The sequence below is a fragment of the Pontibacter ruber genome (assembly GCF_023630205.1).
GTDB classification, from domain to species: Bacteria; Bacteroidota; Bacteroidia; order Cytophagales; family Hymenobacteraceae; genus Pontibacter; species Pontibacter ruber.
In genome coordinates this window covers 909,356-930,870 of record NZ_JALPRR010000002.1, presented here as the reverse complement: position 1 = coordinate 930,870, position 21,515 = coordinate 909,356, and the positions used below count along the sequence as shown (strand labels likewise).

The 21,515-nt window shown below is 48.5% G+C and carries 18 protein-coding genes and 2 tRNA genes; 15 read left to right on the top strand and 5 right to left on the bottom strand.

What is annotated here, in order from left to right; genetic code table 11:
• The first annotated feature begins 12 nt into the window (after positions 1-12).
• From MJ611_RS10875 to MJ611_RS10860, 4 genes are all read left to right on the top strand, one after another.
• The gene (locus MJ611_RS10875; RefSeq protein ID WP_250429795.1) at positions 13-1,002 is read left to right on the top strand and encodes an NAD(P)H-dependent glycerol-3-phosphate dehydrogenase; all 990 of its coding nucleotides are present in this window, start codon (positions 13-15) and stop codon (positions 1,000-1,002) included.
• Positions 1,003-1,081: 79 nt separating this feature from the next.
• Positions 1,082-2,110 (top strand): acyltransferase family protein, encoded by a 1,029-nt coding sequence (locus MJ611_RS10870; protein ID WP_250429794.1) that lies wholly within the window; start codon positions 1,082-1,084, stop codon positions 2,108-2,110.
• A 5-nt stretch (positions 2,111-2,115) separates the two neighbouring features.
• The gene (locus tag MJ611_RS10865; protein WP_250429793.1) at positions 2,116-2,511 is read left to right on the top strand and encodes a (deoxy)nucleoside triphosphate pyrophosphohydrolase; all 396 of its coding nucleotides are present in this window, start codon (positions 2,116-2,118) and stop codon (positions 2,509-2,511) included.
• Positions 2,512-2,598: 87 nt separating this feature from the next.
• Positions 2,599-4,008, top strand: a complete 1,410-nt coding sequence (locus MJ611_RS10860; RefSeq protein ID WP_250429792.1) for a methyltransferase RsmF C-terminal domain-like protein — start codon at positions 2,599-2,601, stop codon at positions 4,006-4,008.
• Positions 4,009-4,579: 571 nt separating this feature from the next.
• Here the strand turns inward: MJ611_RS10860 and MJ611_RS10855 are convergent.
• The 4 genes from MJ611_RS10855 to pdxH all read right to left on the bottom strand — a co-directional run bounded on the left by MJ611_RS10855 (position 4,580) and on the right by pdxH (position 8,412).
• A complete protein-coding gene (locus MJ611_RS10855; protein ID WP_250429791.1) occupies positions 4,580-5,764 on the bottom strand; it encodes a class I SAM-dependent rRNA methyltransferase in 1,185 nt (394 codons plus the stop codon).
• Between the two features lie 105 nt (positions 5,765-5,869).
• Positions 5,870-6,442: a Maf-like protein gene (locus tag MJ611_RS10850; protein ID WP_250429790.1), complete on the bottom strand. Its 573-nt coding sequence runs from the start codon at positions 6,440-6,442 to the stop codon at positions 5,870-5,872.
• The gene (locus MJ611_RS10845) at positions 6,408-7,706 is read right to left on the bottom strand and encodes a DUF1015 domain-containing protein (RefSeq protein ID WP_250429789.1); all 1,299 of its coding nucleotides are present in this window, start codon (positions 7,704-7,706) and stop codon (positions 6,408-6,410) included. Before MJ611_RS10845 ends, MJ611_RS10850 begins: the two co-directional genes overlap by 35 nt.
• Positions 7,707-7,755: 49 nt before the next feature.
• Positions 7,756-8,412: a pyridoxamine 5'-phosphate oxidase gene (pdxH, locus tag MJ611_RS10840; RefSeq protein WP_250429788.1), complete on the bottom strand. Its 657-nt coding sequence runs from the start codon at positions 8,410-8,412 to the stop codon at positions 7,756-7,758.
• Positions 8,413-8,724: 312 nt separating this feature from the next.
• On the opposite strand from pdxH, the gene MJ611_RS10835 reads away from it, so the two are divergent.
• From MJ611_RS10835 to MJ611_RS10810, 6 genes are all read left to right on the top strand, one after another.
• On the top strand, positions 8,725-9,294 hold the full coding sequence (locus MJ611_RS10835) for a YqgE/AlgH family protein (RefSeq protein WP_250429787.1): 570 nt from the start codon (positions 8,725-8,727) through the stop codon (positions 9,292-9,294).
• Between the two features lie 32 nt (positions 9,295-9,326).
• A complete protein-coding gene (locus MJ611_RS10830) occupies positions 9,327-11,501 on the top strand; it encodes a DUF349 domain-containing protein (protein ID WP_250429786.1) in 2,175 nt (724 codons plus the stop codon).
• 128 nt (positions 11,502-11,629) lie between these two features.
• Positions 11,630-11,702, top strand: a tRNA-Thr gene (locus tag MJ611_RS10825).
• Positions 11,703-11,760: 58 nt separating this feature from the next.
• Positions 11,761-11,833: transfer RNA gene (locus MJ611_RS10820), tRNA-Thr, on the top strand.
• Between the two features lie 180 nt (positions 11,834-12,013).
• A complete protein-coding gene (locus MJ611_RS10815; RefSeq protein ID WP_250429785.1) occupies positions 12,014-13,180 on the top strand; it encodes a hypothetical protein in 1,167 nt (388 codons plus the stop codon).
• Positions 13,181-13,433: 253 nt separating this feature from the next.
• Positions 13,434-14,450 (top strand): metal-dependent hydrolase, encoded by a 1,017-nt coding sequence (locus MJ611_RS10810; protein ID WP_250429784.1) that lies wholly within the window; start codon positions 13,434-13,436, stop codon positions 14,448-14,450.
• Between the two features lie 57 nt (positions 14,451-14,507).
• On the opposite strand, the gene MJ611_RS10805 is transcribed toward MJ611_RS10810, so the two are convergent.
• On the bottom strand, positions 14,508-15,239 hold the full coding sequence (locus tag MJ611_RS10805) for a hypothetical protein (protein ID WP_250429783.1): 732 nt from the start codon (positions 15,237-15,239) through the stop codon (positions 14,508-14,510).
• 190 nt (positions 15,240-15,429) lie between these two features.
• Here MJ611_RS10805 and MJ611_RS10800 point away from each other — a divergent pair, with 190 nt between their 5' ends.
• The 5 genes from MJ611_RS10800 (at position 15,430) to MJ611_RS10780 (ending at position 21,442) form a co-directional block, all read left to right on the top strand.
• A complete protein-coding gene (locus MJ611_RS10800) occupies positions 15,430-16,200 on the top strand; it encodes an SDR family oxidoreductase (RefSeq protein ID WP_250429782.1) in 771 nt (256 codons plus the stop codon).
• A 143-nt stretch (positions 16,201-16,343) separates the two neighbouring features.
• Complete coding sequence (locus MJ611_RS10795; RefSeq protein ID WP_250429781.1) at positions 16,344-16,589, top strand: hypothetical protein; 246 nt, start codon at positions 16,344-16,346, stop codon at positions 16,587-16,589.
• Between the two features lie 72 nt (positions 16,590-16,661).
• On the top strand, positions 16,662-19,208 hold the full coding sequence (gene gyrA, locus MJ611_RS10790) for a DNA gyrase subunit A (protein ID WP_250430044.1): 2,547 nt from the start codon (positions 16,662-16,664) through the stop codon (positions 19,206-19,208).
• 71 nt (positions 19,209-19,279) lie between these two features.
• On the top strand, positions 19,280-20,413 hold the full coding sequence (locus MJ611_RS10785; RefSeq protein WP_250429780.1) for a tetratricopeptide repeat protein: 1,134 nt from the start codon (positions 19,280-19,282) through the stop codon (positions 20,411-20,413).
• Positions 20,414-20,791: 378 nt separating this feature from the next.
• A complete protein-coding gene (locus MJ611_RS10780; RefSeq protein ID WP_250429779.1) occupies positions 20,792-21,442 on the top strand; it encodes an NADPH-dependent F420 reductase in 651 nt (216 codons plus the stop codon).
• Positions 21,443-21,515: the final 73 nt, after the last annotated feature.

Below are 21,515 nucleotides of genomic sequence, written 5' to 3'. Positions count from 1 at the left end.
ATATCATTAGAATTGGAAAAAATAGCTGTAATAGGAGGAGGTAGCTGGGCTACAGCACTGGTTAAAATACTTTCTGAGAATAGATCACAGATACATTGGTGGATGCGCAACCAAAACGATGTGCAGCACCTGATCAATTACAAGCACAATCCCCGCTACCTGAGCGGCGTCTCGTTTGACCTCAACTATGTAAAACCATCCAACGACATCAGATCGGTGGTGGCTACAGCTGACTGGGTTATACTTGCCGTGCCAGCCGCTTTCGTTAAAGATGCTCTTGCCGAACTGCCGGAAGGTGCGCTGAAAGATAAGGTAGTGATCTCTGCCATCAAGGGCATGATCCCGCAGGAGAATATCCTAGTTACAGATTACGTGGGACATCACTTTCATGTACCAAACAGCCACCAGCTTGTTATTGCAGGCCCTTGCCATGCCGAGGAGGTGGCGCTGGAGAAGCAATCTTACCTTACGATCGGCTCACATGACCTTGCCAAAGCCGAGCACTTCTGCGAACTGCTGCGCAACCGTTACGTAAAAGCAAACCCGCTGGACGATCTGGATGGCGTGGAGTACTGTGCTGTGATAAAAAACATCATCGCTCTAGCCTGTGGCATAGCACGGGGCCTAAACTATGGCGACAATTTCCAGGCGGTACTGGTTTCCAATGCCATGTTCGAAATCGAGCGTTTTCTGGACAAGGTAATGCCGATGCACCGTTCCCTGACAGGATCGGCTTATCTCGGGGACCTGCTGGTAACAGCTTATTCTCAATTCAGCCGTAACCGAACGTTTGGTAACATGATCGGACGGGGGTATACAGTAAAGTCGGCGCAGATGGAAATGAACATGGTAGCAGAAGGGTACTATGCGGTTAAAAGCATCTATGAGCTGAACAAGAAACTGAACGTGGAAATGCCGATAACCTCAGCCGTATACCTGATCCTGTATGAGAAGATATCGCCTGCAGTAGAATTTGAGATACTGAAGGATAAGCTTAAATAATTAGCAGATTACCAGAAAGGCATACTACAGTATGCTTTTTTTATGTACTACAGCAGCCAGGCAGATAGCAGATTATACTTTGAAAGAAAAACAGCACTACCAGCAGATCGATGTATTGAAAGGCCTCGCTATCGTTGCTGTTATCGCGCTGCATACCTTTACCAAGGCCACGCTTATTCAAACATACGCCGTGTACCACATCTGGCAGGCAGTACCTGTGTTTCTGGTGCTGATGGGCTATAACCTCGGACTTTCAGGTGCAGGCCGGCCGGTCTCGTTTAACCATCTTTACAGCAGAAGCTATTTTCAAAAAAAGGGCTCCCGAATCCTGCAGCCCTTTGTTATTATTTTCATTGTAGCGCTGCTGCTCGGCTTGTTGTGGCTGCTGCTATTCGACAGGAACATTTATACTTTCGGCTGGTACACCTTAGTTGGCGTTCTGCCTGTTTCCGGCAAAGGCAACTACTTTATCACGATGCTGTTGCAATCGGTGCTCCTGTTGCCGCTGGTAAGTTATGGTTTCAAAAAAAAGCCCTTGCTAACGGGCCTTGTACTGCTGCTACTCGAAATCTCTTTCCTGCTATTAAGTAAAAACATTGCTTTTTTTGACAAGGATAATTACCTCTACGATGCGGCACTTCCCCGCTATTTCTCGGCTATTGCACTGGGGTTGTGGCTGTCGAAAATCACGCAACATACTTCCATAAAGCAGATGCAGCTGCTCTTACTGATGGCAGCTGCAAGTATAGTATACCTTTACCTGGTGCAGTATAAAGGGTATTATATCAGCTACTTCCGTAGAGAGTGGCAGTTACAGAACTTTCTGGGTTTTCCGTATGCTGCGCTCCTCATTTTTACTGTTATAAAGTTGTTCCCGCAGCAATCAAATAACATCCTGCTCAGAAGTATAGCGGAACTCGGAAAAGCCTCTTACCATATCTTCCTGGTGCAGGTGTTATACTTTGGCCTTTTCCCGCAGGAAGATTCACTGCTGCAAAATCAATTGCTCTGCCTGACACTTGGGTACCTCTTTTTCCGTATCGAACTACCGCTTATCGGTTTGGTAAACAAGCCAAAAGTATCCGCTGACGCTGGTAAAACGGTATAAGAGCTATGGCAATAAAAGTAGTTTGCGCTATTCTGGAACAACATGGACGCATATTGGTGACGCAACGGAGCCAGCACATGCCACAACCTTTGCTTTGGGAGTTTCCGGGAGGTAAAGTAGAGCCCGGCGAAACCGAAGAAGAATCACTCGTGCGGGAGATAAAAGAGGAGATCAACCTTGTGGTGCGGCCTATTACGCGCCTTACGCCTGTCGTACACCGGTATAGCGACAAAGAGATCATGCTCATCCCGTACACCTGCAGATACCTGAGTGGTGTCGTACAACTGGCAGAGCATCGCTCATACCAGTGGGCGGAACCATCGGATCTGATGAAGTATACCTGGTGCCCTGCTGACGTTCCGATAGTAGAGGAGTACCTGCTGCATTCATCTGCTATCTGACCTTAAAAGAAGCCTTTTGTATTTTGCCATACTAACGCCGGCACAGGTAACTTGGCTGATAGTATAAAATAGCCGTACCTTCGTAGCATGGATTTACCTGTAACTTTTGTCGAGCGCATGCAGCGGTTGCTGGGTGCTGAATACCCCGCTTTTGAGCAGGCGCTGCAGGGTACGCCACCTGTGAGTATCCGCATCAATTCCGCAAAAATAACCATACCTGAAGGTTTGCCGCCGGTGCCATGGACAACCACGGGTTATTACCTGCCCGAGCGCCCGCTGTTTACTTTAGACCCCATGATCCATGCCGGTGCTTACTATGTGCAGGAAGCCAGCTCGATGTTCCTGGAGCAGGCGCTCAGGCAGGCAGTGGACCTTGATAGACCCTTGCAGGTGCTGGACCTGTGTGGTGCACCGGGAGGCAAATCAACGCACTTGGCAAGCTTGCTTTCTCCGGACAGTTTACTTGTATCTAATGAAGTGATCCGCAGCCGTGCTTCTATACTGGCAGAAAACATCGCCAAATGGGGCAGCGGAAATGTACTGGTCACCAGCAACGACCCGAGAGATTTTGGAAAGCTGCCCGAGTTTTTTGACCTGATGGTGGTGGATGCCCCCTGCAGCGGCGAAGGCATGTTCCGGAAAGACGCACAGGCAGTGCAGGAGTGGTCCGAAGAAAATGTAAAACTATGTGCGCAGCGGCAGCAGCGTATTCTGATGGATGTATGGGAAGCTTTACGCCCTGGCGGCATACTTGTGTACAGCACCTGCACCTGGAACGAGGCAGAGAATGAGCAAAACATCGCATGGCTGGCAGAACAACAGGATGCTGAGCCGATCAAGCTGCAGCTTGACCCTACCTGGGGCATTGTGCCTACCCAGCAGCAGGGTGTGGAAGGCTATCGTTTCTATCCGCATAAAGTACAGGGCGAAGGCTTTTTTATGGCCGTAGTGCGCAAAGCAGGCGTAGCAGCGGATAGTTACGAAAGTGGCGGAAGAAAGAAGAAGTATAAATTGACCATTGCAGGCAAAAAAGAGCGGGCACTGGTCGAAAACTGGGTCCAGGATCCGGAGCGCTTTGAATGGGTGCAGTATGGCGAAGTAATTTCGGCAATACCGGCTCCGATTTTTGAGGCTGCTGACCAGGTATACCAAAAGCTCTACGTTGTATATGCCGGCACCGAGGTGGCAGAAGTAAAGGGCAAAAAGCTTAAGCCTATGCATGGACTGGCGATGTCTCAGTACCTGAATAAAAAAGCTTTCCAAACGGTTGATTTAAATCTGGAAGAAGCATTACGGTTCCTGCGCAAAGAAGATATCAGCCTGGGTAGCAGCGGCTCGGACTGGGTACTGATGTTGTACAAGGGTCTGCCACTTGGCTGGGCAAAACAGGTAGGCAACCGCATCAACAATTACTACCCTAAAGAGTGGCGCATCCGCATGGAATTGCCTGCAGAAATAGGAGAGGAGTTGTTTTCATTGGGGAGGTATTTGGTATAGTAGTTTTTCAACTATCATGTCACTTCGCTTGTTTGACAAGTTATCCAAGCACCCCTGCCCCTCAGAGCTACGCTCGCTACCTTCGAACTCGTGTTCTCGGTAGTCTAAGGAGGGGAGCCTGTTATTGCTATAGTTGAAGTATGAGTTTCATTACTTCAACTATAGCTCGGACAGGTCGCGACCTGTCCCTACAATGGGTTCCAGTTGCATAGCGGCTTACGAAGCAGAACCATTTCCAGTCCTTGGGTTGAGCGCCTATGCGAGTTTTTCCGGTATCGCGACAGCGATATTGCGACGATAGGAGCAAAGGAAAAGCTCCCAGCGCGATGCCCGAGGACGAGGCCCCGCGGCCGTGAGCGCACCTAAGTATAAAATGAAAGTGTAGCTAGTAAGACTGAGGAATACAGCCAGCTACGAAGCGAAGGCTTGTTAGCAACAAGTATAAACTTCAACTAGTACAGATTTCTCGCAATGCTCGAAATGACAGAGCGTCATCTATGTCTTAGATAGTACAAACAGCAGGGGCCGGTACTAAATGTACCGGCCCCTGCTGTTTGTACTATTCCTCTCACTACTCTACAAACAACACCAACCCTTTAAGGTATTCTCCTTCCGGGTGGAAGATGGAGATCGGGTGGTCGGCGGGCTGGGAGAGGTGGTGCATGATCTTGATGTTGCGACCAGCCTCTATGGCTGCAGCCATTACCGTGTTATTGAACAAATACTTATCTACCACCTGAGAGCAGGAGAAGGTGAACAGGATACCTCCTGGTTTGATCTTCTTCATCGCCTCAGCATTCAGGCGCTTGTAGCCCATCAAAGCGTTATGGCGTACTTTCTGGCTTTTGGCAAAGGCAGGCGGGTCCAGGATGATCACATCGTAGCGGTCTTCTTTGCCACGCAAAAACTCAAAAGTATCTACCGCAAAAGCCTCGTGACGGTCAGGAGCCTGGCTAAGCTCTGCATTTTGTATGGTCAGCTCAATGGCTTTTTTCGAGCTGTCCACGGAGTGTACTTCTTTGGCTCCGGCATTCAGGGCATAAACCGAGAAGCCTCCGGTATAGCAGAAGGTGTTAAGCACCGATTTATCCTTTACATAATGCGCCAGCAGCGATCGGTTCTCGCGCTGGTCTATAAAGAAACCTGTTTTCTGACCGCTCTCCCAGTCTACAAAAAACTGGTTTTCATTTTCAGTTACTACCGTGCCGGCAGAAGAGGTTCCGAAAAGATAACCGTTCTGTACATCTACCTTCGAGTTTGCAGGCAGCGACTCTGCACTCTTGTCGTACACAGCCTTCAACATGCCGCCGTATACTTCCTGCAGCGCCTTTGCTATATGTTCGCGTACCTGGTGCATACCCACAGAGTGCGCCTGAAGCACCGCCGTATCTTTGTACACATCCACAATCAGGCCAGGTACACCGTCTCCCTCTGCATAAAGCAATCGGTAAACATCGGTGTGCGGATTATCAATGAAGCCGAGCCTTTTGCGGAAATCATAAGCCTGCTGTACTTTGCCTTTCCAGAAAGTATAATCGGGCTCTACCTGCTCAAATGAGAAAACGCGCACTGCAATGGACCCGGGCGCATAATGCCCCATGCCCAGAAACTCTTGTCTGCTGGAATAAACCTCCACAACATCGCCTTCTGCCGGGTTACCGTCTATGTTTTTGATCGCTCCGGAAAATACCCACGGGTGAAAACGTTTGAGCGAATGCTCTTTGCCTGTTGCCAGGTATAATTTAGTTAATGACATTCTAAATTTTATGTGCTAAAAATGATAAGTATCTGCGCTACTGATATGGTGTAACGGCAGGATAAAACGAATAATTCAAGTATAGGCATTAACTGCCAGGCAAAACTATAAAATAAATTCTGCCAGGTGATCATACAGCTTCTGTACAGGCAAGCCCACCACGTTAAAGTATGATCCTTCGATCTTCTTTATACCGATCATCCCGATCCACTCCTGAATGCCATAAGCACCGGCTTTGTCGAAGGGTTTGTAATGGGTTATGTAGTAGTCGATTTCCGCGTCGGTCAGCTCCTTGAAGTATACTTTGGTTACATCATGGAAAACTGTTTTCTTTTCCTTTGTGAGCAGGCAAACACCAGTTATTACTTCATGCGCGGTGCCCGACAAAGCGCGTAGCATCTGAAATGCTTCTTCGTAGTCCGCTGGTTTGTTCAGGATCCGGTCCTCCAGGCAAACGATCGTATCGGCAGTAATAAGCAGTTCATTTGTCAGCTCGTGCTGGTAAGCGTCTGCCTTGTGCGATGCCAGGAACTCGGCTACTTCTTCGCGGTACAGGTGCTCCGGAAAGTCTTCGTGCACTTCCTTTACCCGCACTGTAAACGTTAAGCCCAGCCCCGCCAGCAGTTCCTTGCGGCGCGGAGAGTTAGAGGCAAGCAATATGGGCTGAGACAAATTCATCTTCTTTGATAGAGCTAAATAAAAATCCGCAGATAACTTTCGGGTAGAAGAACGTGGACTTCTGGGGCATGATAGCGCCACTGTAGCACACACGCTTTACCTGTTCCATGGTCACCTCGTTGGTGATGAGTGCTAGCCGTGCCTGACCGGAATCCACCTTGCTGATGCAGGCCGTAAAGTTACGTTCGTAGCTCAGGCCTTTGTAATCGCGCTGCTGCTGACGGTAAATGCCCAACACCTTCTCAAATACAAAGTAGTGCATTACAGTCAGGTCCAGGTCCTTTACTTCCTGCGGAAAATTCCAGTCGATCTGCTGGTGTACTTCCGGTTTCAAGCGGAGCTTGTAGGCATTGCCAGACAAGTATAGACCGAAAGCCCAGGGTTTGCCAATGATCACTTCGTTGAGTTCGTAGGGGTCTTCTTTCGGCGTGATCACAAAGTATGGGCTGAGCCGCTCCAGAAACTCCTCATCCGTCATTTTGATGTTCTCCAGCACGCGGTGCGTAGGCAAAATGCGCAGGTCATCCGACTCGGTATTGGTCAGATACATGAGGTGGTAATTGTAAGCCTCAAAACCCGTGTGGTTTGGGTTCTCTGCCATCATCCGCTTGCGGTATTCCAGCGAGCCTTCGTAGCGGTGATGTCCGTCTGCCAGCAGCACTTGCTTATCGCGTAGCTTGTTTACAAACAGTTTGATGATCTCATGGTCATGGATCACGGCCAATACATCCCGCACGCCCTGGTAGTCTTCTGTCACGTAGATAGGCGACTTTATACTTTCGTCCATGTAGGGTTCCAGTTCGTGATCCGGGTCGGTGTAGAGGCCGTGCGTAGGGCTGGTGTTCAGCAGTGTTTTTTCAAGCAGCGCAATACGGTCGTTTACCGCAGTCGGAATGGTATTCTCGTGCCGCAGCAGTACTTTCTCATTCCAGTCGTAGGCTTTGATGTGGCACACAAACCCCTTGCGGCAATATTCCCGGTCGCTGCCGGGCAACCTGTAATATTGGTAGTAAACATAAATGCCAGGAAGCGGGTCCTGCTCCAGTATCCCTTTTTCCTTCCAGTCATCGAGCAGGAAGGACGCTTCTTCTGCTGGATTTTCGCCCCGTGGCACCGATAGATGGATACTGTTGAGGTGGTTACGATACAAGGCTTCCCGTTGCTTTTGGGATACCACATCAAACAAAGGGGAGGTCAGTTCGTCTATGTTTTGCTCAAGGTTTGCGTTGTAGCGCCAGGGCTTTAAGGGGAGTATCTCAGCCATCAGTCTTTTTCTAGTGATCGATCGGGAAGAATAAATCTAAGCAGGAATGTTATGGGGCAAGGCGTTTCAGATGCCAGCTTTGGCCCTCAGGAGCAAGCTCATATAGGATGCGGTCATGCAGGCGGCTGGGGCGCCCCTGCCAGAACTCGATTCGGTCGGGCTGCAGCACAAATCCGCCCCAGTGTTTTGGTCTTGGTATTTCGTGCATGCTGGCAAATTCCTCAGTATAATTTCGCTCCGCTTTTTCGAGCACGTCACGGCTTTCTATTTCCCTGCTTTGCGGAGATGCCCAGGCGCCCACCTGGCTTGCTTTAGGCCTGCTATGGAAATAATCGTCTGATACCTGGGCAGGCACCTGCACGACATGTCCTTCCACGCGCACCTGGCGCTCCAACTCCGGCCAGAAAAAGGTCATAGCGGCATACGGATGCTGTGCCAGTTCCTGTCCTTTCCGGCTTTCGTAGTTGGTAAAGAAGGTAAAGCCGTTTTCCGACACGTCCTTCAGCAACACCACGCGGGCAGATGGTCTGCCGGCTGCGTTCACGGTAGAAAGGGTCAGCGCGGTAGGTTCCAGCACCTCCGACTGAATGGCTTCGGTAAGCCATACTTTAAACTGATGAACAGGATCAGGTAATACAGCATCTTCAGACAACGCCTGCCTGGAGTAGTTTTTTCGGATATCCGCAATATTATGTGTCAGTGCCATCGTATACCAGATTTTATTCAAAATTATAAAATAATCTGCTGCAGCTAAATTTTTTCCTTCCTGCGCTCACTGCTTCCAGGTTATACTTTGCACTGTTCCTGCCTTTTTATACCTAAAAAGTGAAAAATAAAATATAAACAAAGCAACTGCAGCAAGGTTATCTGTGTAATTGAGATAGGATTAAGTGCCAAAACCTATCAGGATGATACAATTTTTGCTTCTTTGCGTAAGAAGTAATAGTAATCTTATAACCATTCGCGCGCGAATGGTGTAGTTGCATTACGTGAAACTTAAAAAGACGGAAAGCTATAGATGGAAGAAGCAAAGTTAACCAAGCCGCAGAGTGGAAGCATACTTATTTCGGAGCCTTTTCTGGGCGACCCGAATTTCGAGCGTACAGTGGTGTTGCTTTGCAGTCATAATGAGGAAGAAGGCACATTTGGGCTGGTGCTTAACCGAATGTCGAACCTGAAGCTGTCAGATGTAATCGATGTATACAACGACTCGTTTGACATGGAACTTGGCATAGGAGGTCCTGTGCAGTATAATACGTTGCATTACGTTCATCGCCTGTCACAACTCCCGCAGGCCGTACAACTAGGAGAGGGCTTGTACTGGGGCGGCGATTTTGAAATGCTTCGCACGATGATCGGTGCTGGCCTGGTCACTGCCTCTGATATTAAGTTCTACCTGGGCTATTCGGGCTGGACGCCGGGGCAGCTACAGGAGGAAATTGATAAAAATGTTTGGATTGTTAATAACAATGCTGCAAATAAATTATTTAATTTGGAGGCAGATAGTCTCTGGCGCGACATCCTGCGCGAGATGGGAGGGAAGTACAAGGTGCTGTCTAACTACCCGGTAGACCCACGCTTGAACTGAACGCTTCTGACGTTGTAACTAATTCTGAAGACATGACAACCGACAACAAACATACTGACACCGGTGGTGCTGAGGCAAACAAGCCTGAGAATATGAATGCTACTTCTGGTAAGGAGCAGGGTGAATCTCCCATGAGCATTCTGGAAAAAAGACTGGCTGAGATCAATGCTAAAAATCAGCAGGCTGCTCCGGCCGATCCGGCGCCTGAAGTGCCCAAGGAAGAGCAGCCTGAGATACAGCCTGAGCTGAAAACAGAACAGGAAGCAAAAACGTCTGAAGCAGCTACTGAAGTTTTTGCAGATGCCTTTGCGTCTGCGAAAGACGAGGCTACAACAGATCCGATGTCAGAAGTTGAAACTCCGGCTATACCTGCACCAAACCCGGCTGCTGCAGCACCTGCGGATGCAACAGCGGTAGCTGCCGCCCCAAAACCGGTAGGCGAAGCAAATCCGACGGAGCATCATGATGAAGAGGAAGGCTACGAGGAAGAAGATACAACAGACTACAGTCAGCTACCGATAGATGAGTTACGCAAACTTCTGTTAACGAACCTGCGTGGAGCAGACGCTGGCAGAAGACACCGTGCCATCAACGAGCTGCAGCGCCATTACGAATTAAAATTCCAGGCAGAGAAAACAGAAGCACTCGAGCGTTTTAAACAAGAGGTTGGAACCGATGAAGGGTTCGAATACCATGCGCCACAGGAGCATCAGGACCTGGAGAAACTTCTTGCCGCTTACCGTGATGCCCGCTTCCAGGAGCGTAGGCAAACAGAAGAACAGCGCCAGCAAAACCTGCATCGCAAACGCGAGCTGCTTACAAGGCTGCGCCAGCTGGTAGAATCGGCCGAGACAAAAAACAGCAGCGACGAACTGAAGAGATTACAGGCAGAATGGAAATCTACTGGGCCTGTGCCGGCCGGGGAAGCCCAGGAGCTGTGGGATTCTTACCATGCGCTGCTCGACATTTTCTACAACAACCGCAGCATGTTCTTCGAAATGAAAGAACTGGACCGCAAGCGGAACCTGGATGCCAAGCTGCAACTTATTGATCGTGCCGAAGCGCTTCAAAACGAACAAAGCATTAACAAAGCGCTGCAGGAACTGCGCCACCTGCACGAAGAATGGAAAAACATAGGCCCAGTACCTAACGAGCAGCGTGATGCGATTTGGGAACGGTTTATCCAAGCTTCGGAGAGGGTACACGATCGCCGTCGTACGTACCAGGAAGAGCGTAAAGGCAAGGAGATGGAAAACCTTACGCGCAAGCGTGAGCTGCTGGCAAGACTGCAGGCTTTTCAGGGCTTTACAACCGACCGCATTAACGAGTGGCGCGATAAAACCGACGAAATCCAAAAGCTCAAAGAAGAGTGGGACGCAGCCGGTCTGGTACCAAAAGAGTACGCCGAAGAGATAAACAAGAGCTTCTGGAGCAGCTACAAAGCATTCTTCCAGCACAAGAACATGTTCTTTAAAGGGCTGGATGAGCAGAAAATGCAGAACCTGCGCCTCAAGACCGAGCTTTGCGAAGAAGCAGAACAACTCAAGGACAGCACAGACTGGAATGCGACAAAAGAAAAACTGATCCAGCTTCAGAAGAAATGGAAAACGATTGGTAGAGTTCCGGATAAGTATTCGGATAAGATCTGGCAGCGCTTCCGGGCTGCCTGTAACGAGTTCTTCGATAGGAAGCAGGCACAGGAGCAGCAAAAAGGAGCAGAGATGGAAAAGCTCTCCTCTGAGAAAATGGAGCTATACGACCGCGTAACGGAACAGCTTTCCCAACCCAACACCACTACCTCGGTAGAGGAATACAACCAGGTTGTGGAGCAGTGGCGTGCACTTGAGCAAAACTCAAGACACATCAATCCAAAACTGGAGGATAAATTCCTTGCCCTGATGGAACGCTACCTGGAGCGGGTTCCGGACCTTAGTTATGAGGAGCGTACGAACATGCTGGTAAAGCTGCAGGTAGAACGCATGAAGAGCAGCCCGGATGCTTCCAATAAGTTGCATCAACGCGAACAAACGATCCGTCGTGAGATCGCCCAACTGCAGAACGACATACAGACCCTGCGCACGAACATCGAGTTTTTTGCCCGGTCCAGGAATGCCGATAAACTGCGTGAGGAGTATGAAGGCCGCATCGCGGATGCACAGCGGCGCATGGAATTGCTCAACCGCCAGTTGGTTGCTTTCAGAGGATAAAATTTTATCTCTGACTTTCAAAAGTTTAACCTGAAGAGGCAAAAAAAGTTGCAGGAGGTATTTGCAGATTAAAAATTAGAATATACCTTTGCAACGCTTTAGAACGATAAAGCACATCAAAAGAGTAAGCCTCCATAGCTCAGCTGGTAGAGCAACTGACTTGTAATCAGTAGGTCGTTGGTTCGATTCCGACTGGGGGCTCATTTCAAAAAGCACATGTTTGTACTGCATGTGCTTTTTAATTCAAACATAAGTACAAGCCTCCATAGCTCAGCTGGTAGAGCAACTGACTTGTAATCAGTAGGTCGTTGGTTCGATTCCGACTGGGGGCTCAAAAAGGAAAGCCTTTAGAGAAATCAAAAGGCTTTTTTTGTTTTAACACTGCACTTCTCCCAAACAATCCCAGCCTTACTACTTCTGTAAAAGTTACGTGGTACCTACGCTTTTCAGCACATTGGTTTTATCTGGTATTATCGTTTATTTTGGTGTCGTAATCAAAGGGTATCCATACCATGCAACTGATAGAAGTTACCACACCTGAGCTCGCCAAAGAATTCCTGATGCTGCAGGTCAGACTATACAAGAAAGATCCGAACTACATCCGCCCGCTGGACCGCGATATTGACAACATTTTCGACCCGAAGAAAAACAAGTTGCTTCGCGACGGAGAGGCCATTCGCTGGATCCTGAAAGATGACGCGGATAAATCAATCGGGCGTGTGGCTGCTTTCATCAACCGGAAAACGGCCAAAACCTTTGAGCAGCCAACCGGCGGCATGGGCTTTTTTGATTGTATCGATAACCAGGAGGCGGCCAATATGCTTTTTGACGCGTGCAAAAACTGGCTGCAGGAGCGGGGTATGGAGGCGATGGATGGCCCGATCAATTTTGGCGAGCGCGACAAGTGGTGGGGTCTTTTGGTAGACGGTTTTTACCCGCCAACCTACACCATGAACTACAACTTCCCCTATTACAAGCAGCTGTTCGAGAATTACGGTTTTCAGTTATACTTCAAACAGTATGTATACTACCGTAAAGTAGACGATCCGCTACCTCCGGAGTATCATGAAAAGGCGCACCGTATTCTGAGGGATCCTGATTACCACTTCGAGCACCTGAATAAAAATAACCTGGACAAGTATACCGAAGACTTCAGAACCATCTATAATAAAGGCTGGGTAAAGCATGAAGGCGTGCAGGCGATGAGCGAGGCACAGGCCAAATCCATCATGAAATCGTTGCGGCCTGTGCTGGATGAGCGGTTGCTGTGGTTTGCCTATCACAAAGGCGAGCCTGCCGGCTTTTTTATTGCAATTCCGGAGCTTAACCAGCTGTTCAAGTATACCAATGGCAAAATGGACCTTTGGGGTAAGCTGAAGATCGTGTTCCACCGCTGGCGTGGCGCCGTTAAAACGATGTATGGCATCGTGTTTGGCATCATACCGGAGTGCCAGGGCAGAGGCGTGGAAGCAGCCATGGTAGTAGCAGCAGCAAAGGTGGTACAGGATAACCCAAATATGCCGTATGAAGATTTACAAATGAACTGGATCGGTGATTTTAACCCAAAAATGATGCGCGTTGTGGAGCAGGTAGGCGGCCGCATCTACAAAACGTACGTTACCTATCGTTTCCTTTTCGACAGAACCAAGGAGTTTAAACGGGCACCTATAATCAGATAATATAGGTTAATACCCGCAACGAAGTTAAACGCCTGTTGGTAAATGTCATCCCATTTCCAGCCGGCGTTTTATTTTTTTTAATATCAGAGACTACGGGCAACTCCAGTGCTATTCCGGAAGAAACAGATAGTAGTTCATACTTCAAAGTATGTGAGGGGGTGTACCAAGAAGCTCTACCATCCATTGTAATCCAATTGTTCTAAACAGATAAAGCCTGCATTTCCCGACTGGCTTTTTATACCTTTGTACAAGTATGGATTCACTGACTCAGATAGTATTGGGTGCCGCGGTAGGAGAGGCTGTTTGCGGCAAAAAGATCGGGAACAAAGCCATGTTGTGGGGAGCAATTGCCGGCACTATTCCAGACCTGGATGTGCTGACTTCTCCCTGGCTCGATATGGTGCAGCAGCTTAGCTACCACCGGTCTGCCACGCATTCCTTTCTGTTTGCTTTTGTCATGTCGCCGCTGTTGGGATGGTTACTGTGGCGCTTTTACAAGCATAAAGAGGCAGGCTTCCGTGACTGGACCTTGCTTTTTTTCCTGGGCTTTATCACACACATTCTCCTGGATAGCTGCACCACCTGGGGTACGCAGCTTTTCTGGCCCTTCAGCAACTATGGCGTAGCGTTCTACAATATCTTTGTCGTAGACCCTTTATATACGTTGCCGTTTCTGATACTGGTAACTGCCGCTGCTTTTTACAGCCGGGAAAGCAAAAAACGCCGGATACTTAACTGGTCAGGTATTGCGATCAGCACAGCCTACCTGGGCTTTTCGTTTGTTGCCAAAGGCATTGCAGACAGGGCTTTTGAAGCAAGTATGAAGGAGCAAGGCATCACCTATACTTCGTACATCAGCAAACCAACACCACTGAACACGCTGCTCTGGACGGTCACGACCGAAAGCAAAGAAGGCTACTACACGGGTTTTTATTCGCTGCTCGACAAAGACAAAAGTATAAGCTACCAGTTTGAGCCGCGCCAACAGGAGCTGCTTGCCCCTTATCGGGGGCATCCTAAAACTGAACGCCTGCTCGAGATCACCAAAGGCTATTTTGCAGTGGAAAAAGCTGATACAGGCATTTACATCAATGACCTGCGGTTTGGGCAGTTTGATGGCTGGCGCAAAGACGGCGGCACGTATGTGTTTGTGTACCATGTGTGGCAGGATTCGCAGGGCAATCCGCATTTCAAAGAAATCAATTACCGGCCCAAGGCCGATAAGGCATACTTAACAACTTACCTGAACCGGATCATGGGGAACAAATAACAGAAAAGGCGCTTAAGCAGCGCCTTTTCTGTTATCAAACGATGTTAATCCTGCGGTTTACAGGCTTTCGTAGTAAGCCAGCGTCTTTACCCAGCCTTCTTCTTTCGAGGCGTCGATGCGCTGGCTTGTGATGTAAGTATTGATCTGTGCCTGCTTATCAGAAAGGAGTTTCAGAAGTGTTTTCTTATTCAGTTTTACCCGCTGCATCACCTTATTGGCATCCACAAAAAAGTACACAGGCTCATCTACCAGCTCATCATAAGCCCTGTTTGCACTGTAGCTACCCTGGTAGTCTGCTTTTACCATACTTTTCACGGGCAGCAATGCCAATTGCGATTTCGTGCCTTCGTGGAGTATGGCAAAGAACTGGTTAACAGTTTTGGCATCGTGCCCGCTTACATCTTTCAGGCGCTTAAAGCTGTATGTTTTAAGCCCCAGCGTATCTGTCAGGGTAAACGAATTTACCTGGTGCAAGTCCAGAATGATCAGATTTCCATTCGGTTTTCGGTACAGCAGGTTATTATCAAACACATTATACTTCAGGTCCACCTGCTGGTACTCGTATTTATCTTGCACCAACAGATTAGCCTTGCCCCATTGTGCTAGGAAAAACGGCGTCCCTTTAACACCTTTGTAACGTTCGTCGAAGGTTTGCACAGTGGTAGACATGTTGGTTGAGCCAAGTATGTCCAGGTTTTGCTGTGCGCCGTTTCCTGTGAGTTTGGTCGACTGTGCCATCGCTACCGTACCGGAAGCTGTAAGGGCCAGGAAGAGCATTAACTTTTTCATGTGCAGATGGTGTAAGAGTAGTAGGTTAAAAGTATCGGGATCAGGGATAGGGTAGTAATTTATACCGCAATATAACAGGAATGTTTATATTTCAGACGGCAATCTTATACTTTTCACGACGCAGAATCAGGCATTTCGTAAGAATCTAAAATCAAGCTATTTACTAAAAACACCATACATAACTTATACTATGCAACAGAACAGGTGGACACTAAACGGTAAGAAAGCAGTTGTTACAGGCGGCTCCAAAGGGATCGGACAGGCAATTGTAGAAGAATTTGTAAGCCTTGGAGCGGATGTGCTGGCCGTTGCCCGGAAAGAGGCCGACTTATTACCTTTGAAACATCGTTTCCCGGACCAGGTGCACATCCTGGTAGCCGATGTTAGCACCGAAGACGGCCGTGGTGCCCTGGTACAGTACGTACAGGAAAACTGGGGAACGCTCGACATGCTCATCAACAACGTAGGCACTAACATCCGAAAACCTACCACCTCCTACACACCCGAAGAGTTTGACTTTATACTTAACACCAACCTGCGTTCAGCCTTCGAATTGTGCCGCCTGCTGCACCCGATGCTACAACAGGCAACACAGGGTAATGTGATCAACATAACCTCGGTGGCCGGCCTTATACATGTGCGCACAGGTTCTGTTTACGGCATGACCAAAGCAGCCCTGGTGCAGCTTACGCGAAACCTGGCAGCAGAGTGGGCTCCCGACGGCATACGCGTAAATGCAGTAGCTCCCTGGTACATCAGTACACCGCTTGCTGAAACCGTACTTCAGAACCCGGAGTTTTACGATGCCGTGATCAGTCGCACCCCAATGCGCCAGATTGGTAAGCCGGAAGATGTCTCTGCTGCCGTGGCCTTCCTGTGCATGCCGGCGGCTTCTTACATCACCGGACAGTGCCTGGCTGTGGATGGTGGTTTCACGATCAACGGATTCCACCCGATGTAGCATAAAAAGCCTTTTTACCTTAGTTCAGTGCTGATAAAGTATCCGGAAAAGGTATGGGATTTTAATGCAAAATTTCGTACTTTTGTATGATAAGGATGTGAAGGTGCCAGCGTTTTAAAGGCACCTTTCCTAACCAATGATACATGGCAACAACCCGACTGCTTTTGTTACTCAGCATCTTGCTGCTTTCCCTTTCTGTGACTTCCTGTAAACCTGCCTGTCCCATCTACTCCTGTGAGGTGCGCATGATGCATCGGCACGGCGAGCAGGAATATCGAGGCATGCCTTTTTACCGGAAACAACACCTGAAAATGGGGCAGGAGCTACCTAAACAAAAAGGGGAGGTTCCAAAGAAAAGAGCCAACGACAAAAGCACGCATAAAAATTAAACGGGTGTGCGGGCAATCGCACAGTTAGCTTTATACACAAACTATTATACTATATTATTTTAGACCTTGAACATGAACGAAGGCGAACGAATAATACCGATCAACATTGAAGATGAGATGCGTGGTGCATACATCGACTATTCAATGTCTGTTATCATTTCCAGAGCCTTACCCGATGTACGAGACGGCCTGAAGCCTGTGCACCGCCGCGTGCTGTACGGTATGTCTGAACTGGGGGTATCCTATAACAAAGCCTATAAGAAATCTGCCAGGATCGTAGGAGAAGTGCTTGGTAAATACCACCCGCATGGCGACACCTCTGTATACGACACCATGGTGCGTATGGCCCAGGAATGGTCGCTGCGCTACCCGCTGGTAGATGGCCAGGGTAACTACGGCTCCATTGACGGCGACTCGCCGGCTGCCATGCGTTACACCGAGGCACGCCTCAAGCGTATTGCAGACGAGCTGCTGGCCGATCTGGAAAAGAACACGGTAGACTTTGTACCTAACTTTGACGACTCCCTGAAGGAGCCAAGCGTAATGCCTGCCAAGTTCCCGAACCTCCTGGTAAACGGTACTTCGGGTATTGCGGTAGGTATGGCCACCAACATGGCACCCCACAACCTCACCGAGGCTATAAACGGCATTATTGCTTACATCGATAACAAAGACATTACCATTGCTGAGCTGATGCAGTACATCACAGCGCCAGACTTCCCGACAGGTGGCATCATCTACGGGTACGACGGCGTAAAAGCTGCATTTGAGACCGGTCGTGGCCGCGTACTTATGCGCGGGCGTGCCACATTCGAGACAACGCCATCCGGTAAGGAGCAGATCATCGTAACGGAGATCCCTTACATGGTGAACAAAGCCTCGATGATCGAGAAAACCGCTGCGCTCATCAATGAAAAGAAAATAGAAGGCATTTCTGACCTGCGTGACGAATCGGACCGTGATGGTTTGCGCATTGTGTATGACTTGAAGCGTGACGCCATACCAAATGTGGTGCTCAACAACTTATACAAGTATACAGCGCTGCAGTCATCATTTGGCGTAAACAACGTGGCCCTGGTAAAAGGTCGTCCGATGACCCTGAACCTGAAAGATCTGATTGTTCATTTTGTGGAACACAGACATGAGGTGGTTATCCGCAGAACTCAGTTTGAGCTGGATGAGGCCAGAAAACGCGCCCACATTCTGGAAGGCCTGCTGATTGCGCTCGACAACTTGGATGAAGTGATCAACCTGATCCGTTCGTCGCGCGATCCGGAAATTGCCCGTACCGGTTTGATGGAGCGTTTCAGCCTTACTGAAATACAGGCGCGTGCCATTCTGGACATGCGTCTGCAGCGCCTTACCGGCCTGGAACGTGACAAGATTCAGGCAGAGTACCAGGAGATCATGAAACTGATCGATTACTTAACTTCGGTACTGAACGATGAAGGCCTGCGTATGCAGATCATCAAAGATGAGCTCTCTGAGATAAGAGAACGCTACGGAGATGAGCGCCGCACCAGCATTGAAGCTTCTACAGGCGATATTTCTTACGAGGACATGATACCGGAAGAGAACATGGTGATCACCATCTCTCACGAAGGGTATATCAAGCGTACGTCCCTGAGCGAGTACCGCAGCCAGAGCCGTGGCGGTATAGGCTCCAGAGGTGTAGCAGCTTCCAAAGACAGCGATTTTACCGAGCACCTGTTCATTGCCAGCACGCACCACCACATGATGTTCTTTACGGAGTTCGGTCGCGTATTCTGGCTGAAAGTATACGAGATACCGGAAGGCGGTAAAACGGCAAAAGGACGTGCGATTCAGAACCTGATCCAGATCGAGCGTGACGACAAAGTACGTGCGGTGATCAATGTACACGACCTGAAAAACCAGGACTTTGTACTGAATCATAACCTGGTATTCTGTACCGAGCAGGGCACGATCAAAAAGACGGTGCTGGAAGCGTATTCCCGCCCGAGAACGAATGGCATCAACGCCATCACGATCAATGAAGGAGACCGCCTGCTGGACGTGCAGCTGACCACCGGTAACAGCGAAATTGTGATCGCGCTGGGGTCGGGGAGAGCCATCCGCTTCAACGAAGCGCAGGTACGCCCAATGGGTCGTAATGCAGCTGGTGTACGCGGTGTAACACTGGCCGGACCAGACGACAAAGTAGTTGGTATGGTTTGTGTAGAGAACTCGGAAACTGAGCTACTCGTTGTTTCAGAGAACGGCTTCGGAAAGCGCTCGTTATTAGACGAATACCGTATAACAAACCGTGGCGGTAAAGGAGTTAAAACCCTTAACGTGACAGATAAAACAGGTAAGCTGGTAGCCATCAAAGGTGTGGTGGATTCCGATGACCTGATGATCATCAACCGCTCAGGTATAACAATACGTTTGCGTGTAGCAGACATCAGAGTTATTGGTCGTGCTACACAGGGCGTACGCCTGATCAAGCTTAACGAAGGAGACCAGATATCTTCGGTAGCCAAGATCGAAATGGAGAGCGAGGAAGAAGTGGTGATGCTCGAGTCAGAACTGAAAGCGGAAGATTCGCTTCAGCCTGAGGATATGGTAGACGCCGCAGAAACAACGGAGGAGGCTGAGTAAAACTATTAGGGAATTTTAGTGCACTTAATAAACGTTTAGACAAACAAACACAAACCTTTCAAAAGACAAGTATGAAAAAAGTACTTTTGACAGCCTTGGCCGCCGCAAGTATTTCGGTTGCTACAGCCCAGAACTCAGCCGTTAACAGTGCGGTTCTAAACCATAAGAATGGTACTTTAGACAAAGCACAGGCTGACATCAACAAGGCAATTGAGCACCCAAAAACAAAGGATAAGGCAAAAACATGGTTCTACCGTGGCGTTATTTACCAGGACATGATCGGTAACCCGATCTATGGTAAACTAGTGGACGACAAAACCCCTGAAGTTGTATTGGAGTCTTTCAACAAGACGGTTGAGATCGATGGCAAGGACGGTCAGTTTGGAAAGCAGGTACCTGAGCGTCTGCAGATGCTGTACGGACAAGTGCTGAACCAGGCAGTAGAATTCCACAACAGCCAGAACTGGGACCAGGCCATTGCAAAGTATGATCTTGCTTCCAGAGTTAACCCAACTGACACAACTGCAGTACTTTACGCAGCTTATGCTTCTACAGCAAAGCAGGATTATCCTGGTGCTATCAAATATTATGATAAATTGATCAGCATTGGCCACAACACGGAAGACGTTTACAAAGCCAAAATCCAGCTGATGCAGGAGACACAGGCTTCAGACGACGCGTTGTTCGCTACAGTACAGGAAGGCTTGAAAGTACATCCGAACAGCGTATACCTGATGCAGGAAGAGCTGAAGTACTATCTGAAGAACGACCGTGCTGACGAGGCAATGGCAAGACTGGACAAAGCTATCGCAGCAGATCCGAAGAACGCCAGCCTTTACGCAGTAAAAGGTAACCTGCAGGAGCGCAAGAAGGACATCGATGGTGCTTATGCCAGCTACAAAAAAGCGATCGAGATAGATCCGAACAACTTCGATGCGCACTATAACCTGGGTGTACTGGAGTACAACAAAGGCAGCGAGTTCAACAACAAAGCTGCTAAAATGGACTATGCCACATACCAGAAGAAAGGCAAAGGCTTAGAAGCACAGGCTAAAAAGCACTACGAAGCAGCATTGCCATACTTTGAGGCAGCTCTTAAAGCACAGCCAGAAGACCGTGCTACGTTGCAGAACCTGCAGCGCGTATACACCAGACTTGGCCGTACAGCAGACGCTGACCGTGTTGCAAAACAGATCAAGCAATAAGCTGATTAGAAATAGAAAGTAAAAGACAAGGGAGGTTAGTTTAGCCTCCCTTTCTTATTGTTACATCTTTTACTTAACATAATATAAATTATAAGACTTATAATATACGATGTAAAACATCTATTTTAAGTGTCACTGATAATATACTTTATGTTAAGTAGCAGCAAGTATAAACTGGATCAACAACTTTATACTTTAAATTCCTTCATCATTAATTTAGCGTTGACTTCAAACAACTTACAAGAATCCAATGCTTGTGCTGCAACGTAATTTTAATACGCTGAAGATTATCAGTTTATACTTACCTACCTAATCAGCCTGTATTCACCCGCAGACAATTAGTCTCAGTTTATACTTCAACTTTTTACCTTTTACATTATGAGCAGGAAAATTGGCATCATAGGCTCTGGTCCGGTCGGCCGTGTACTGGCCGAAGGCTTTTTAAGACATGGTTATGACGTAATGATTGGTTCGCGGGAACCAAGTAAACTGCAGGAATGGCAGCAAAATACGGGCGGCAAAGCGCAATCAGGTACTTTTGAAGACGTGGCAGCCTTCGGTGAGTTGCTGGTGCTCGCTGTAAAAGGCAGTGCTGCCAAAAATGCCTTGGAAATGGCCGGAGCAAACAACCTGAACGGAAAAACAATTATTGATACGACCAACCCTATTGCAGACATGGCTCCGGATAATGGTGTACTCCATTTCTTTACCGACCTGGATCATTCTCTGATGGAACAACTGCAGGCTGCTTTCCCCGATGCTCATTTTGTGAAAGCTTTTAACAGCATCGGCAATGCGTATATGGTGAATCCTGATTTTCAGGGCCAGCAGCCAACCATGTTCATCTGTGGCAATAGTACACAGGCGAAGCACGATGTGACACAGGTGCTCCAGCAGTTTGGCCACGATGTAGCCGATATGGGCGGCGTGGAAGCTGCAAGAGCCATCGAACCGCTGTGTATGCTATGGTGTATTCCCGGCTTTCTGCAAAACGAATGGAGCCATGCTTTTAGATTGTTGAGAGCCTGAAGAAAGTTAGTCCAATGTATAAAGTAAGGTAAAAACTGTATTTTAGCACAAATGCAAGCGTATCAGCCGTTAT